Source organism: Dissulfurirhabdus thermomarina (assembly GCF_012979235.1).
GTDB classification, from domain to species: domain Bacteria; phylum Desulfobacterota; class Dissulfuribacteria; order Dissulfuribacterales; family Dissulfurirhabdaceae; genus Dissulfurirhabdus; species Dissulfurirhabdus thermomarina.
In genome coordinates this window covers 86,735-101,339 of sequence record NZ_JAATWC010000002.1, presented here as the reverse complement: position 1 = coordinate 101,339, position 14,605 = coordinate 86,735, and the positions used below count along the sequence as shown (strand labels likewise).

Annotated in this window: 14 protein-coding genes; 4 read left to right on the top strand and 10 right to left on the bottom strand. The window is 70.1% G+C overall.

All coding sequences use genetic code 11. From position 1 onward, the window contains the following. Positions 1-42: 42 nt before the first annotated feature. From HCU62_RS03850 to HCU62_RS11920, 9 genes are all read right to left on the bottom strand, one after another. On the bottom strand, positions 43-1,104 hold the full coding sequence (locus HCU62_RS03850) for an Lcl C-terminal domain-containing protein (RefSeq protein ID WP_163298286.1): 1,062 nt from the start codon (positions 1,102-1,104) through the stop codon (positions 43-45). Positions 1,105-1,114: 10 nt separating this feature from the next. Further along, complete coding sequence (locus HCU62_RS03845) at positions 1,115-1,474, bottom strand: hypothetical protein (protein WP_169755446.1); 360 nt, start codon at positions 1,472-1,474, stop codon at positions 1,115-1,117. Between the two features lie 93 nt (positions 1,475-1,567). Next, a complete protein-coding gene (locus HCU62_RS03840; RefSeq protein ID WP_169755445.1) occupies positions 1,568-2,773 on the bottom strand; it encodes an MFS transporter in 1,206 nt (401 codons plus the stop codon). Beyond that, positions 2,770-4,284, bottom strand: a complete 1,515-nt coding sequence (locus HCU62_RS03835) for an alpha,alpha-trehalose-phosphate synthase (UDP-forming) (protein ID WP_163298767.1) — start codon at positions 4,282-4,284, stop codon at positions 2,770-2,772. Before HCU62_RS03835 ends, HCU62_RS03840 begins: the two co-directional genes overlap by 4 nt. Next, positions 4,281-5,084: a trehalose-phosphatase gene (otsB, locus tag HCU62_RS03830; RefSeq protein ID WP_163298766.1), complete on the bottom strand. Its 804-nt coding sequence runs from the start codon at positions 5,082-5,084 to the stop codon at positions 4,281-4,283. The genes HCU62_RS03835 and otsB overlap by 4 nt, the downstream gene beginning before the upstream one ends. Further along, positions 5,081-6,322, bottom strand: coding sequence for a glycosyltransferase (locus HCU62_RS03825; protein WP_163298765.1), 1,242 nt, complete (start codon positions 6,320-6,322; stop codon positions 5,081-5,083). The genes otsB and HCU62_RS03825 overlap by 4 nt, the downstream gene beginning before the upstream one ends. A 1-nt stretch (position 6,323) precedes the next feature. Next, on the bottom strand, positions 6,324-7,028 hold the full coding sequence (locus HCU62_RS03820; protein WP_309474805.1) for a DUF5752 family protein: 705 nt from the start codon (positions 7,026-7,028) through the stop codon (positions 6,324-6,326). A gap of 205 nt (positions 7,029-7,233) precedes the next feature. Further along, entirely contained in the window at positions 7,234-7,755 is a 522-nt protein-coding gene (locus tag HCU62_RS11925) for a hypothetical protein (RefSeq protein ID WP_246325257.1), read from the bottom strand. 350 nt (positions 7,756-8,105) lie between these two features. Continuing rightward, entirely contained in the window at positions 8,106-8,474 is a 369-nt protein-coding gene (locus HCU62_RS11920; protein WP_246325256.1) for a PhzF family phenazine biosynthesis protein, read from the bottom strand. 516 nt (positions 8,475-8,990) lie between these two features. On the opposite strand from HCU62_RS11920, the gene HCU62_RS03805 reads away from it, so the two are divergent. Together HCU62_RS03805 and HCU62_RS03800 are read left to right on the top strand one after the other, a co-directional pair. Next, positions 8,991-9,653 carry a Spy/CpxP family protein refolding chaperone gene (locus HCU62_RS03805; RefSeq protein WP_163298764.1) on the top strand — a complete coding sequence of 221 codons (663 nt, stop codon included), beginning with the start codon at positions 8,991-8,993 and terminating at the stop codon, positions 9,651-9,653. A 132-nt stretch (positions 9,654-9,785) separates the two neighbouring features. Beyond that, on the top strand, positions 9,786-10,760 hold the full coding sequence (locus HCU62_RS03800; protein WP_163298763.1) for an acetyltransferase: 975 nt from the start codon (positions 9,786-9,788) through the stop codon (positions 10,758-10,760). A 9-nt stretch (positions 10,761-10,769) separates the two neighbouring features. Here the strand turns inward: HCU62_RS03800 and HCU62_RS03795 are convergent, their stop codons facing one another. Continuing rightward, entirely contained in the window at positions 10,770-11,534 is a 765-nt protein-coding gene (locus HCU62_RS03795) for a DUF547 domain-containing protein (protein ID WP_163298762.1), read from the bottom strand. Between the two features lie 265 nt (positions 11,535-11,799). Here HCU62_RS03795 and HCU62_RS03790 point away from each other — a divergent pair, with 265 nt between their 5' ends. Together HCU62_RS03790 and HCU62_RS03785 are read left to right on the top strand one after the other, a co-directional pair. Beyond that, the gene (locus HCU62_RS03790; protein ID WP_163298761.1) at positions 11,800-13,179 is read left to right on the top strand and encodes a TolC family protein; all 1,380 of its coding nucleotides are present in this window, start codon (positions 11,800-11,802) and stop codon (positions 13,177-13,179) included. Further along, positions 13,163-14,605: an efflux RND transporter periplasmic adaptor subunit gene (locus tag HCU62_RS03785; protein WP_163298760.1), complete on the top strand. Its 1,443-nt coding sequence runs from the start codon at positions 13,163-13,165 to the stop codon at positions 14,603-14,605. The genes HCU62_RS03790 and HCU62_RS03785 overlap by 17 nt, the downstream gene beginning before the upstream one ends.

Here is a 14,605-nt window from a genome sequence, read left to right as displayed (position 1 = left end):
AAGCGGCCGGCGCTCCGCGCCGGGCCGCCTCGTTCCCCGCGTTCATCGGGAAACCGAGTCCGTTTCCAATTTACTCGAATCTCCCACGGGCCACACGTGGAATCTCGCCCCGGGCTTCCACCCCACCCCCACAGCTCCCTTGTGGAGGTAGAGGGCCCAGGCCCAGTCGGGCTCGTAGGTACTCGTGGTGGCGGACCAGTAGACCTCCTGGACCCCCCGGAAGGGATGCCCGGCCGGAAGCGCCGGGGTGTGCCGGCTGCAGTCCACCAGGGATTCCAGCTCGTTGATGTTGGGGAGCCGCCACCGGACCCCGGCGGCGGCGGGAAAAGCCGCCGCGGCCCGGAGGGCCGTCTCCCACTCCACTGGGCCCGCGGCGTCGGCCGCCCGGGCCCAGTAAAGCCCCGTCAGCCGGTCCAGGACGGCGTCCCCCCGCACCTCGAACCGCGGTACGGGCCAGGCCGCCCCGGACCGGTGCTCGCCGTCCTGGCCCGTGCCGCCGCACGGGACCTCCGCCCCCGAGACGTCGAAGCACCGCGCCTGGCCGGTCGCCGGCAGGAGCGCCTTCCCCCGACCGCGCACGGCCCAGACCAGGGCCTCCTGGTCCTTGCGCGGGTAGAACATCCGCGCACCGTCCATGTGGACGGCCCAGGCGTAGGCGGGGTTGACGGCGGCGGAGGTGGAGGTCCAGTACCAGCCCGGGAAGACGTTCACGAAGGGATGGCCCCCGGGAAGCGGCGGACGGGTCTCCTGGTAGGAGACGAGGCTGCGGAGCTCCCGCCGGTTGGGGAGACGCCAGTCCCGGTGGCCGAGGGCGGCCGACCGGTTCATGTCGGCCACGAAGGCCAGGGCCTCCGCCCAGGTGACCGCGAACTCCGCCAGGTTGGCGTCCAGGGTCCAGACGAGCCCCGTGGCGCGGTCCACCACCGTCTCCCCGTTCCGGGTGAACCGGGGCTCCGGCCAGGCGAGGCCCGACCGGAACTGGCCGTCCTGGCCCGACCCGTTGCAGGGGATCTCGCGCCCCCCCGCGTCATAGCACCGGGATTGGCCCGTCTGGAGAAGGCCCCGGGCGGGCGGGACCGCCCCCCCGGCTCTCGTCCCGGCCATCCGCCCGGTGCTAGCCTCCCAGGGAACGGAGGTAGGCCAGGATGTCCGCCATGGCCTGGCTGTCGTCCCGGATCCCCTCGCCCTTGAGGGCCATCCGGATGCAGCGGTTCACCATGCTGCGGAGCTCGGCGTCGCGGCCGGCGTAACGGGCCGCCACCTGCTCCAGCCCCCGCCCGCCGGGGTGGCAGGCGGCGCAGGACTTCCCGTTCTTTCCGCCGCCGAAGCCCGGCTGGTTGAAGAGGTACTCGCCCCGCTTCACGTCCCCCGGCCCGGCCGTCATGCCCCGGCCCCCCGTCCCGGCGCAGGCCCCCAAGAGGCCCGCCGCGACGAGGCCCATCACCGCCGATCCCAGCATCCGTCCATACCGCATGAGCGCCTCCTTTAGTGCCGGCCGGGCCGAAGACCCGTCCTGGAATGGGCCGGCCACCGGACCCGGCCCGCCGATCTCCCTCCCTTGTGGCTATCAGCCCCGCGGCCTGCTGTCAACCGGCCCCGCCTCCGGGATCCGGCGCGCGGCCAGGCCCATGAGGACCGCCGTCCCGGCCGCCGCCCCGAAGACCCACGGGTACCCGGCCCAGGTCCAGATCATCCCCGCCAGGACGGGGGCGACCAGGGAGACCACGTGTTCCAGGGAGTAACTGGTGGAGATGGAGGCCGTGAGCTCGTCCGCCGAGGCCACGATCCGGGCGAGGTAGGTGACGTGGGCCGCGCGCAGGGCGAAGAGGGCGTCGTCGAGGACGTAGCAGGCAAATACCGCCGCCAGAGCGGCCGCCGGGGGCAGGAGGCGCTCGGCCCCGGCATAGGTGAGGCAGACCAGGAAGAGGACGACGGCGTCGCCCGTCAGGACGCGCCGCTCCCCGAAGCGGTCGATCAAGCCGCACAACCAAGGCTTCAGGAAGATGCCGGCCACCGACGAGACGATGAAGAGCCGGGCCATGGCGGCGGCATCCTGCCCGAAGACCCGGATGAGCACCCAGGGGCCGAAGACCAGGAAGATCTGCTTGCGAACGCCGAAGAGCACCGCCAGCAGGTAGAAGAGCCCGTATTCCCTCCGGAAGACGAAGGCCTTCCGCTTCACCCCCGTGTGCCCGGGATCCCCCACGTACCAGGCCGCCGCGGCGGCGGCCAGTGTGAGCAGAGCGGCCCCGCGGTAGAGCTCCCGGTACCCCACGTGGAAGACGTCCATCCCCACCCACACGGCCGCAGCCCCCAGGATCATCCCCACGCTGCGGATCCCCCGGACCACGCCGAAGAGCCGCCCCCGCCCCCCCGGCCCGCTGAAGGCCACGCAGAAACTCTCCCGGAGCGCCATCACCACGTGGGCCCCGAGGGACCAGACGAAGAGCCACAGGGTGACCCGGACGACATCCGGCGCCCGGTCCGCGGCCCCGTAGATGCCGAGGGCCACCACGAGGAGGGCGGCGAAGAGGATCCGGCCCTCTCCGAGGCGCGCCAGGGGAGCCAGCACCAGGAAGAGCAGCATGCCCGGGACCTCCCGGACCGTCTCCACCACGCCCCGGGCGCCGGGCGAGAGGTCGAAGACGTCGGCCAGGTAGTTGTTGAGGCTCCCGAAGAAGATCCCGGTGGCGACGGCCCCGAGAAAGGCGGAGGCGAGGAAGCAGCCGGCCGGCCCCCGGAGGGCCCGGCCGGGGGGCGGCCCGGCGCTCACTCCCCGGACGGCGCCCCGCCCCCCTCCTCCGTCCCGGGCGTGATGTCCATCTGCGGCATGTAATCCTCCACCGGGGGGAAGTCGGCGAGGTCCTTGGCCAGGGCGGCCCGGAGGAAGGTGTTCACCCACCAATAGATGTCGCGCCGGCGGATGGCGGCCCGGAGCCGGTGCATCCGCTGGCGCCGCTCGTCGGTGTCCATCCGGAAGGCCTGGTGGATGGCGTTGGCGACCCCCTCCATGTCGTAGGGGTTGACGAGGAGGGCGTCCCGGTGGAGCTGGGAGACGGCCCCGGCGAACTCGCTCAGGATGAGGACCCCGTCCTCCTCGAGCTTGCAGGCGCAATACTCCTTGCATACCAGGTTCATCCCGTCCTTGAGGGGCGTCACCAGGGCGATCTCGGACAGGCGGTAGTAGGCCAGGAGTTCCGTCCGGCTGAGCGAGCGGTAGTAGTAGTGGATGGGCACCCAGCCCGACCGGGTGAAGCGGCCGTTGACCTCCCCTACCAGCCGGTCGATCTCCGCCTTGAGGGCCCGGTACTCCGGCGCCTCCTCCCGGCTGGGCACCACCACCAGGACCAGGTTCACCCGCTCGTGGAGGTCGGGGAACCGTTCCAGCGCGTTGCGGAAGGCGAAGAGCCGCTCCGGGATGCCCTTGGTGTAGTCGAGGCGGTCCACGCCGAGGATGACCTGGCGCTCGGGGAACCGCTCGTGGAGGAACCAGGCGCAGTCCGCCACCTCCTGGGAGCCCGCCCCCCGGGCGAACTCGTCGAAGTCGATGCTGATGGGGAAGGCCCCCACACGGACCTCCCGCTCCCCCACCGCGAGACGCACCACGCCGCCCCGGCCCCGGACGCGGAGCTGGGGCATGAGGTGATGGACGCAGGAGAGGAAGTTTCGCCGGTCCCGCTGGGTCTGGAAGCCGATGAGATCGTATTCCAGGAGGCCGCTCAGGATCTCGGCCCGCCAGGGCAACTTGAGGAAGATGTCCAGCGGGGGAAAGGGGATGTGGAGGAAGAAGCCCGTTCGCCGCTGGATCCCCATGGCCTTCAGGGCCCGGGCCATCTGCATGAGGTGATAGTCGTGGACCCAGATGAAGTCGGAGGGCCGGCTGAAGTCGGCGGCCACCGCGGCGAACTTCCGGTTGGCCTCCTGGTAGGCGTGCCAGTAGCGGGGCTGGAAGTTGCACCGGACCTGGAGGTCGTGGAAGAGGGGCCAGATGATCTCGTTGGAGAAGCCGTAGTAGAAGTCGCGGACCTCGTCGGCGGTGAGGGTGACCGGGTGCAGGCTGTAGCCCGCCTCCCGGGACGCCGGCCCCATGAGGGCCTCGATCTCGGCCCCTTCCGTGGCCCCGCACCACCCGATCCAGAGCCCGCCCCGGTTCCGGAGCACGGGGGCCAGGGCCGTGACCAGGCCCCCGGAACCCGGGCGGACCGTCCACTGGTCGCCCTCCCGGACCAGGGACACCGGAAGCCGGTTGGAGACGGCGACGAGCCGCGGCTGGTCCTGGTTCATCGGTCACCCCCATGCGTTCCGGTCTCGCACGCCCAGCGTCCGAGGAAATCGAGAAGTTCCGCCGGCGGCCGAATCCAGAGCCGGGCCCGGGTGGGCCGGAACCGGTCCCGGACCAGCACCGAGAGCCCGCCGGGGCCGAGGGCCCGGAAGGCGTCCTCGTCGGTGTCGTCGTCGCCGAGGTAGGCCGCCGCCGCCCCCGGCGCCATCTCGGCGAGGAGCCGTTCCACCACGGATCCCTTGGTCCACCCGGGAGACCGCAGTTCGAGTCCCCCGTCGAAGGGGCGGAGCGCCAGCCCGGCCTCCCGGGCGACCGGGGTCCAGGCCTCCCGCACCCGGCCCTCGAGGGCCCGGGCCGCATCGGCCGGCAGGCCCCGCCAGTGCACGGCCAGGCACCCCGGTTTCTCCTCGAAGCGCTCCGGCTCCAGGTGCTCCGCGGCCCAACGGCGGGCCGCGTCGAGGCCGTTTCGGAGGGCCGGCGGCAGTTCCTGCACCTCGTGGCGGCCGTCGGGGCGGAGGCGTTCAAACCCGTGGGCGCCCCAGATCTCCACGGGGCGGTCGAGCGCCAGGAGCGGGAGGAGGTCCGCGACGGCCCGCCCGCTCACCACCACGAGCCGCGTGCCCCCGCCGCGGAGGATCTCCGCCAGGGCCTCCCGGACGCCGGGATAGGGGACGGCCCGGTCCCGCTCCACACGGAAGGGGGCCAGCGTCCCGTCGTAGTCCAGGAAGAGACCGCGGGCCGGGGCCCGCCGCAGGGCCGACCAGAAGGCCTCCGGCTCCAGGCCGGTGTCCAGGGCCTTCACGCCCCGACCTCGATCCGGTCCTCCAGGCCCCGCTGGATGCTCACCATGAGGGCGAGGTACTCCCGGAGGTGGCGCGTCACCAGGAAGTTCTCCCGGACGTGGCGCCGGGCCCGGGCGCCCATGGCCTCCATCTCGTCCCGCCGGTGCAGGAGGTAGCGCGTCCGGAGCGCCGCGCCCTCCGGGGTCCGGACGCGGAAGCCGGTGTAATGGTCGATGACCTGGAGCCGGATGCCCCCGGTGTCGCCGCCGATCACGGGCTTGCCCTTCCACATGGCCTCGGCCACGGTAAGGCCGAAGCCCTCCTTGGTGGACTTCTGGAAGACGATGTCCGCCGCCCGCTGGAGGGCGTTGATGGTCCGGTGGGCGTCGGGCGGCAGGAGCAGCACCCGGATGTGGGGATCGTCCGCCGCGGCCCGGCGGACCTCCTCCAGCACCACGGCGCCCTCCGGGTCGTCGGCGGCGCCGCCGCCGGCGAGCACCAGCTGGAGCGGGGTCATACGCTTCACGATCCGGTAGGCCTCGATGACCCCCAGCGGGTCCTTGAACCGGTCGAACCGGGAGACCTGGAGCACCAGCGGCAGGTCCGGGTTCAGCTCGAAGCGGCGCCGGACCTCGTCGATCTCCTCGGGCGGCAGATCCATGTTCTTCTCGCTCAGAGGATCGATGCTGGGCGCGATGAGGTACTGCGGGTGGGGGAGCCGCTGGGCGAAGGCCGCCAGCGAGAAGATGCTCGCGTCGTAGGCCTGGACCCAGTTCCGAAGGTACTTCCAGACGGCCCGGTAGGGACGGCTCACGTCGATGTGGCAGCGCCAGAGCCACTTGCCCTTGCGCCCCGGGCAGAAGTGGAGCAGCGGCGCGGGCTGCGGGTCGTGGATGAAGACGAAGTCGGCCTCCTCGAGCACCGGGCGGAGCCGCTCCGCGTTCTGGGCGTTGGTGGCCTCGTAGGCGGCGAGCATGGCCTGGGAGATCCCCACCGGGAACCCCTGGAGGGCGTTGTGGAATCCCTTCGTGCACTGGTAGTACTCGGCCTCGCCGGTGACCACCTCCCATGTGGTGTCGAGCTCCAAGGCCTGCATCAGGGGGACGAGCTTGCGCAGGATCTCCGCCACCCCGCCGCCCTCTCGGGTGGAGTTGACGTGGACCACCTTGGCCCCCTTGAGGGGCTCGGCCAGCTGGCGGAGGTGCCGGACCACGTCGGCCCCGGCCACCTCCGCGTACTGTTCGAGGATGTCGGCCATCTCAGGTCTCCCCCCCGGCGAAGTACTCCCGGAAGAGCTCCGCCAGCCGAAACCGGAGTTCCTTCAGGGAGGAGAAATAGGGATCGAGGGTCATGATGCGCCGGCGCAGCTCCGGGTACGTGTCACTCATGCCGCCGAGCCAGGCGCAGAAGTCGTCGCAGCGGTGCTCGGTGCGCCGGCGCGCGTCGATGAAGTGGTAGAAGACGCTCCCAAGGGACATGTGCGCCACCAGGTCGGCGAGCTGGGCCGGGTCCTGGATCTCGACACCAGTGTCGAAGACCACGATGGCCGACCTCATGAAGTGGAACTGCTGGTCGGCCCGGGCCCACGGGATGAACTCCATCTCCTCGAGGTGGAGTTCCACCCGCTCCACCAGCTCGTCCCGGAGAGCCTCCATGTCGTCGTACTCGCGGGGGTCCACCACGCTGAGCCGTTCCGCCAGGGCCTTCTCGTGGAGGCCGTGGAAGACCCAGGCGGCGAAGTCGTTGCTGTACTCGGGCTCGTCGAACTGCGGCTGGAGGAGACGGCCCCAGAAGTGGTGGTAGATGCTGCCGGGATGGCAGGCGAGGAGCCCGTCCCGGAACTCCCGGAGGTTCTGGGCCCGGATCCCCGTGGCCATGGCCACCAGGGAGCAGTCCCGGACGTGGAAGGGGCTTCGCCCCTGTGCGTTCTCGTTCTCCAACTCGCGGTCCCTCTCTTCGGGCACGCCCGGGGCCGGCCAAGAGGCCGCCCGGGACACCCCACGGCCTGGAATATCTTAGCCGCCGCGGCCACCGCCCACAAGTCGGCCGGGGCCTCTCCGGGGGCGAAGGAGGGCGGGCGGAGGCCGATCCACGGGCGTGCTTCGCCCCCCGGCCGGGGGCACCCGACCTCGAGGCGGCTTCTCTACAAAGGACCCTTGGGAGATGTGCTCATCTCCCGCTCTCCAGCCTGTCCCTGATTTCTTTGATTTCTTTCATGAGCTCATCGGCGATTGCGCTGTTTTTGTATGACATCAAGATTAATTTTACAGAAATAAGAAATACAGCTGACTCTATCAATAAATCATGCGTAAATCCCTTAACAATCAGCGCCAAAACAAACAAAATAAATGTGACAACAATAACCACCAAAGATCCAATATCGAAATGCCATTTCATTTTATTTTCATTTATTTCGACGATTTTTTCTTCCATCAAGAGATCTGAATATGCAACGACAACCAGCCTCCTATATTTCACTCTTTGCAAATGAAGCTGCTTTTCCGGAAATCCTGACACGCTCTCCCAAATCCTCACAAACCAGTTCCCTTTTCGGCTCGACAACTGATATGCGTGTAACTTGTTTTTCCCGAAACGCTTTGCCCAGCAAGGTATTAGAGTGGAGTGGGCAGAACCTGTGATGGCGTCGCAAAAAGCCACGGGCTGCTGCGTTGCTTCGGATGCTCTCGTCATTACGGCGTACCCAAGCACCCATCATTCCTCGATATCCCCGCACCTTGCAGTTGGCGATTTTTGCTGAGTCATCCATTCAGAAGATTTGTTACGAGGCCATCAACCTGTGACAGGGTCTTCATCCATGCCGGCATTTGGCGCGAAAACCTCGACACGAAATCGGCATCTTCCCTGGCGCCGTCACAATCACTGCGAAGTGAGCCTTTATTACTTGGATCTTGTCGAAGTCCGGCCGCATCCCCCGAATCGTTTTTTTTTCGTCTTCGAAGACCGCCGGGAGATCCCTCGATTCCAGGACATGGCACGGCACGCTCCCAAGGGCTTCGGCGAGTCTTCCCGGAAACGACGTTTCAACAGGCGGCCGGGACGGAAAATTCATGGACAGCAAGCCCTCTGATTTTTCTACCGGCAATTCCCCACTTCCTGTTTGGAATTTTATGACGGATTTGTCCCGATCGTAGTGTTCGAATAAGGATGAATGCGCTTGCCAGGGTTGCATGCCCGCAAAGGTCGATTTCCGTTGTCGGCGTAAACCATCTCAGCTCATAATTGCCTTGACCTGTCGGAACGAGAAACGCTGTTTCAGATAAGTTGTTTTCAGCAGCGTTTTTTGGAGAAGATCCGTCTCCTTCCATGAAGTTAATATACAAACGGCTGCAGAATTCCCTGCCGAATACTTTACTCGAAAATGCGTCGACCTGGAAGAAGGGGATTTTCATATTCCTTCCTTGTTCTGGCGACCTGCCAGCCTTTATGATCCGGTTTTACCGGTAGCACAACGCCCCGGCCGGGTCAACGAACACGGGAAGGAACCCCCGGATGCCGTCCCCGAGGCCCGCCTGCGCGATACCGAAACGCCGGAACGGTGGACCGCCGGCCGTCGGCGACATCGGCCGGGCGCACCGCGGAAATCTGCCCAGGATCTCTCCGGGAACCCACCGGTGTCGCCGCCCGCCCCGCCGCTCCCCTCGGCCCGCATGCAAAACCTGCCCCGGAAGGCGCAAATCTTGCGCCCCCTTCCCCGCGCTCCGGGCGTGAGATCCACCCAGAACTGATTCATAATCCTTAGATGAAACGTCCGTTATGATGGCAAGGCCCGGATCGGTACACCCCTTGCGATGTGGAGTGTCAGCTATCGATGACGGACCACGCCTGGCAACGATGCGGGTCCATGCATCCATCTCGCCCCTCCGCGGGCCCACCAACAGGGAAAAAAGAGAAAGGAGACATGTGCCATGAAGCAGCGTCCCCCCCTTACGACCAAACGCCCCCTCTTCCCCTTCTTGACCCTCCTCGCCCTCCTGGCCCTCGCGGCCGTACCGGCCCTGGCCCAGCCGGGCCCCGGCGCCCGGGCTGGCGGCGGACCCGGCATGATGGGCATGGGCATGATGAACGCCGCGCCCGGCCCCATGGGCGGCCGGATGATGATGGGGCCCGGCATGGGCGGCTGCATGGGCGGCAACTGCTGGAAGGGCGGCGGCTGCGGATGCGGCATGGGCCGGGGCCACCGCGGCGGCGGCCGGATCGTGGCCGCTGCCTTCCGCGAGATCCGCGGCTACCTGGCCGGCGCCCGGTTCCTCGGCCTGGACGACAAGCAGCAGGAACGGCTCGAGGACCTGGCCGACGACCTCGCCGCCACCGCGGCCCGCACCCGGGCCGACATCCAGGTGGCCCGCATTCGGCTCCAGCGCCTCATGGCCAAGGACGTTCCGGACACGAAGGCGGCGGAAAAGCTCCTCGAGCGTATCGCCGGGCTCCAGACGAATGTCCGCGTCGCCGCCGTCAAGACCGCGGCCGAGGCCCGCAAGGTCCTGACGGCCGAGCAGCGGGCCAAGGTCCGCGAGATGGGCCCGGCCTGGGCCATGCCCATGCCCATGAACGACGGCCCCACCCCATAGGGAAGGGCCCTCCGAGCCCCCCGGGGCCCGCCCGTCGAAACGGGCGGGCCCGTTCCGTCTGCGCCCCCGTTTGACCCGAGGGGACGTCTCCCGGTACCCTGGGGCGGATTCCCCCTGCAGGAGGACCGGCCAGTGGAACCGCCCCTCTACGAAGTCTTCAACGGCGACGCCGACGGCATCTGCGCGCTCCACCAGCTCCGCCTCTTCCGCCGGCCCCGGAAGACCGTTCCGGTCACCGGCGTCAAGCGCGACATCGCCCTCCTCGAACGGCTCCGAGGCCTCACCCGGGCGGAGGTCCTTGTCCTGGACGTCTCCCTGGACAAGAACCGGCCGGCCCTCCTGGATCTCCTCGCCAACGGCTGCCGGGTGGAATACTTCGATCACCACTACGCCGGCGAGATCCCGGATCACCCCAACCTCGTCACCCACATCGACCCTTCCCCCACCACCAACACCAGCCTCATCGTGGACCGCCACCTCGGCGGCCCCTTCACCGAATGGGCCCTGGTGGGGGCCTACGGGGACAACCTCCACGACGTGGCCGACGCCATGGGGCGCGGACTGGGGCTGGAAGCGGCCGAGCTGGAGCGCCTGCGGCTCCTGGGGGAGCTCCTGAACTACAACGCCTACGGGCGCGACCCCGCAGACCTCCACTTCCGCCCCGAGACACTCCTGGAACGCATGGAAGGCCACCGGAGCCCCTCGGACTTCCTGGCGGCCTTCGACCTGGTGGCCCGGCTCCGGGAGGCCCGGGAGGCGGACCTCCGGAAGGCCGCGTCCGCGGCCCCGGTCCTGTCCGAGGAGTGGGGGGCGGTCTACGTCCTGCCCGACGCCGCCTGGGCACGCCGCGTCTCGGGAGACTTCGCCAACCGGCTCGCAGCCGCCGCCCCGGGCCGGGCCCACGCGGTGCTCACCGACACGGGAGACGGCGCCTTCGTGGTGAGCGTCCGGGCGCCCCTGGCCCGCCGGAAGGGGGCGGACGCCCTGTGCCGCCAGTTTCCCACCGGCGGCGGCAGGGCCGCCGCGGCGGGGATCAACCGGCTCCCCGCCGACCGGCTCTCGGCCTTCCTGGACCGGTTCCGGGCCGCCTTCGGCCCCGCCGCCTAGCCCCCGGCCTCACCGGAGCGGGGCCTGGGCGTTCAACGACCAGTCGTAGGGAAGGTAATCGATGCGGGGACTGCCCTCGAGAAAGGCCCGGGCCTCGGCCGGGGCGTACTTCCGGAGAAAGGCGACGACCCCGCTCGGCCCACCGAAGTCTTCCTCGAACCACTCGAAGATGCGGGAGACGTAGAGGACGTTCCGGCGCCGGTCCACGCGAAGGCCGCGGCCGGAGGCGAGGTAGCGGCGGACCTCCTCGTCGAGCCGCCGGTCCACGTCCGCGGCGGTGTAGGCCGCCCGAGGCATCTTCGGACACCCCATGGAGGCGCAGATCAGGGCGAAGTGCACCCGGGGATCCCGGAAGACGGGCCGCAGGATCCGGTGCTCGATATCGTCCTGGCTGAGCCGCCGCCCGGCCACCACGTGGTCCCTCGTGGTGAAGAACCGCGTGGAGATCCAGACCCCGGGCACCAGGGTCTCGCGGACGCTCTTCCGGGGGCGCTTCCGGATGACCTTGTCGATGGTCACCGCGTTGTAGGCGTTGATCCAGAAGGCGAGCCGCCCGGCCCGGTCGAGGCGTTCCGGGTCGGCCCCCTCCAGAGCGGCCAGGTAGGCCCGGAACCGAGGGTCGCGCGCCATGCCGGCGTAGTCCACGAGGCCCTCCGCGTCCACGTGGGCCTTCAAGGCGGCATCGAAGGCCGAGTGGTCGAAGTCGGCCCCGGCGGCCGCCGGGGCGGCGGCCCAGAGCACCAGGAACAGCGGTGACAAGAGGACGATCTTCATGGCCCACCCCCTTCGTGCGGGCCGATCCGCCCGCGGCCGACCCCGATCCCTAGGAAACTCACCATCCATCCTGTATAAATTATAGACTCGCAAATTGAGTGGATGGCCAAGCGGGCATCGCCAAGGACAAGGCGCGACCACCACGAGGAACGAGGCGTACTTGAAATGCGATGGGAAGCACCGCGCCGAGCGTTCCGCTTGGCGATTCCCGCGACGCCATCAGCATAGCATCCGCATCCTTCCAAGGGAAAGGCCCCCGGCCCCCATGCCGCTCCTGATCCGCACCCTCGGCATCCTCCTCCTCTTCTCCCTGCTCCCGGTCTGCCGCCCGCTGGCCGCCCCGTCCCCTTCGGCCCCGCCGGCCGCGGGCGCCGAGCTCCCCGCCGACGCCGGCCTCGACCAGATGCTCGCCTACGCCGAGCGCCACAACCCCGGCCTCCGGGCGGCCCGGGCGGCCTGGGAGGCGGCCCGCGCCCGTGTCCCCCAGGCCGCGAGCCTCCCGGACCCGCGCTTCACCTACGGTTACTACTTCCAGGAGGTGGAGACCCGGGTGGGCCCCCAGCGGCAGCGGTTCGGCCTCTCCCAGACGTTTCCCTGGTTCGGCAAGCTCGGCCTCCGGGCCCGGATGGCGGCCGAGGCGGCCGAGGCGGCCCGCCAGCGACTCGAGGCCGTCCGCCTGCGGGTCGCGTACCGGGTCCGGGAGGCCTACACCGAGTTCGCCTACCTCCGGCGGGCCGTGGCGATCACCGAGGCCAGCGCCGGGCTCCTCGAAACGTGGGAGGGGGTCATCCGGACCCGGCTCCGCGCCGGAACCGGCTCGCACGCCGCTCTCATCAAGGCCCAGGTGGAACGGGAACGCCTGGACGACCGCGTGCGCTCCCTCCGGGACATGCTCACCCCGGCCGCCGCCCTCCTGAACAGCGCCCTCGGCCGGCCTGCGGACGCGCCGCTGCCGGCGGCGGCCGAGATCCCGGACCTCCCGCCCCCGCCGCCCCGGGAGCATCTCCGGCAACGGGTCCTCTCCGCCAACCCCGAGCTCCTTGCCCTCGCCCACCGGGCCGCCCGGGCCGAGGCCGGGGTGGAACTCGCCCGAAAGCTCGCCCGGCCCGACTTCACCCTGGGCGTGGACTACGTCCAGACCGACGGCGCCCTGGCCACGGGCGTCCCGGACAGTGGGAAAGACCCCGTGATGGGCCGGATCACGGTGAATCTCCCCATCTGGTTCGGCACCTACCGGGCCGCGGAACGCGAGGCCGAGGCCGGGCGCCGCGCCGCCCTGGCCGAGCGGCACGACGCGGAATACCGGCTGGCGGCCGACCTCGACCGACTCCTCTTCCGCTACGACGACGCGGAGCGGAAGGTGCGCCTCTACGGCGACAGCCTGGTCCGCAAGGCCCAGGAATCGGTCCGGGCCACGGAGCGGGCCTTCACCGCCGGGAAGGCGGACTTCCTCGACCTCGTGGAGGCCCAGCGGACCCTGCTCGAATTCGAGCTGGCCCTGGCCCGCGCCCGGGCCGACCGGGCCGTAAGCGCCGCGGCCATCGAGATGCTCGCCGGGGGCCCGAGCCGCCCCCGCCCCGAAAGAACGCCCGGCGGCGAGACCGGGCGCCCCGCCACCGGAGGTCCCCATGCGCCTCTCCCCTAGCCTGCGCCGCCTCTCCGACCGGCGCCTCCTTCTCTCGGCCGCCCTGGTCGCCGCCTTCCTGATCGGGCTCGCCATGGGCGGCCGGACCCCCGGGCCCGCCACGCCGGCCCCGACCGCCGCACCGGCCGCCGGGACCATATGGACCTGCGCCATGCACCCCCAGATCCGGCTCCCGGCACCCGGGAAATGCCCCATCTGCGGCATGGACCTCATCCCCCTCCGGCCCGCGCCGGAAAAAGAGGCCCCCCTCGGCCCCCGCCAAATCCGGCTCTCGCCGGAGGCCGTGAAACTGGCCGAGATCCAGACCGCACCGGTGGAGCGCCGCCCCGTGGACGTGGAGATCCGCCTCTTCGGAAAGATCGCCTACGACGAGACCCGGCTCGCCACCATCGCCTCGTGGGTCGCCGGGCGGATCGACCGCCTCTACGTGGACTTCACCGGCACCACCGTCCAACGGGGCCAGCCCATGGTCGGCCTCTACAGCCCGGAACTCCTCTCCGCCCAGGAGGAGCTGCTCCAGGCCCTCGAGACCTACCGCTCCACGCCGCCCGGGCGCAACGCCCGCCTCCGGGAGGACGCCCGCCGGAACCTCGAGGCCGTCCGGGAAAAGCTCCGGCTCTGGGGGCTCACCCCCGGGCAGGTCCGGGAGATCGAGCGGCGCGGGGCGGCCTCGGACCACGTCACCATCCTCGCGCCCCTGGGCGGGGTGGTCATCCACAAGAACGCCGTGGAAGGCCTGTACGTGAAGACCGGGACCCCCATCTACACCATCGCGGATCTCTCCCGGGTCTGGATCCGGCTCGACGCCTACGAGAAGGACCTGGCCTGGGTCCACCTGGGCCAGGACGTGGAGTTCCGGGTGGAGGCGCGCCCCGGCGAGCGCTTCCACGGCACCGTCACCTTCGTGGACCCCTACCTGGACGAGCAGACCCGCACCGTCCGGCTCCGGGTGGAGGCCCCCAACCCCGGGGGCCGCCTCCGCCCCGGGATGCTGGTCCACGCCGTGGTCCGGGCCCGGCTCCCCGGGCCGGGGGCCGGGGCCGCCCCTCCGGTGGTGATCCCGGCCTCGGCCCCCCTCCTCACCGGCAAGCGCGCCGTGGTCTACGTGGCCGTTCCCGGCCGGCCGGGCGTCTTCGAGGGGCGCGAGGTGGTCCTCGGCCCCCGGGCCGGCGAATTCTACGTGGTCCGGGAGGGCCTCCACCCCGGCGAGCGGGTGGTCACCAACGGCAACTTCAAGATCGACAGCGCCCTCCAGATCCAGGCCCGGCCCAGCATGATGAACCCCGAGGGCGGCGGCCCCGCTCCCGGGCACATGCACGGCGGCTCGGGCACCAAGCACGAGGCCGCCCCGCCCGGGGCCGGGGGGGACGCCGGCAGGGTGCACGAAGGCTCGGGCACCAAAGCGGCCCCGACGGCGGGGAGGTAG

Coding starts and splice junctions, on each gene's coding strand:
- HCU62_RS03850 (WP_163298286.1), bottom strand. CDS start 1,104: ATGGCCGGGACGAGAGCCGGGGGGGCGGTCCCGCCCGCCCGGGGCCTT.
- HCU62_RS03845 (WP_169755446.1), bottom strand. CDS start 1,474: ATGCGGTATGGACGGATGCTGGGATCGGCGGTGATGGGCCTCGTCGCG.
- HCU62_RS03835 (WP_163298767.1), bottom strand. CDS start 4,284: ATGAACCAGGACCAGCCGCGGCTCGTCGCCGTCTCCAACCGGCTTCCG.
- HCU62_RS03825 (WP_163298765.1), bottom strand. CDS start 6,322: ATGGCCGACATCCTCGAACAGTACGCGGAGGTGGCCGGGGCCGACGTG.
- HCU62_RS11925 (WP_246325257.1), bottom strand. CDS start 7,755: ATGACGAGAGCATCCGAAGCAACGCAGCAGCCCGTGGCTTTTTGCGAC.
- HCU62_RS11920 (WP_246325256.1), bottom strand. CDS start 8,474: ATGAAAATCCCCTTCTTCCAGGTCGACGCATTTTCGAGTAAAGTATTC.
- HCU62_RS03805 (WP_163298764.1), top strand. CDS start 8,991: ATGAAGCAGCGTCCCCCCCTTACGACCAAACGCCCCCTCTTCCCCTTC.
- HCU62_RS03795 (WP_163298762.1), bottom strand. CDS start 11,534: ATGAAGATCGTCCTCTTGTCACCGCTGTTCCTGGTGCTCTGGGCCGCC.
- HCU62_RS03790 (WP_163298761.1), top strand. CDS start 11,800: ATGCCGCTCCTGATCCGCACCCTCGGCATCCTCCTCCTCTTCTCCCTG.
- HCU62_RS03785 (WP_163298760.1), top strand. CDS start 13,163: ATGCGCCTCTCCCCTAGCCTGCGCCGCCTCTCCGACCGGCGCCTCCTT.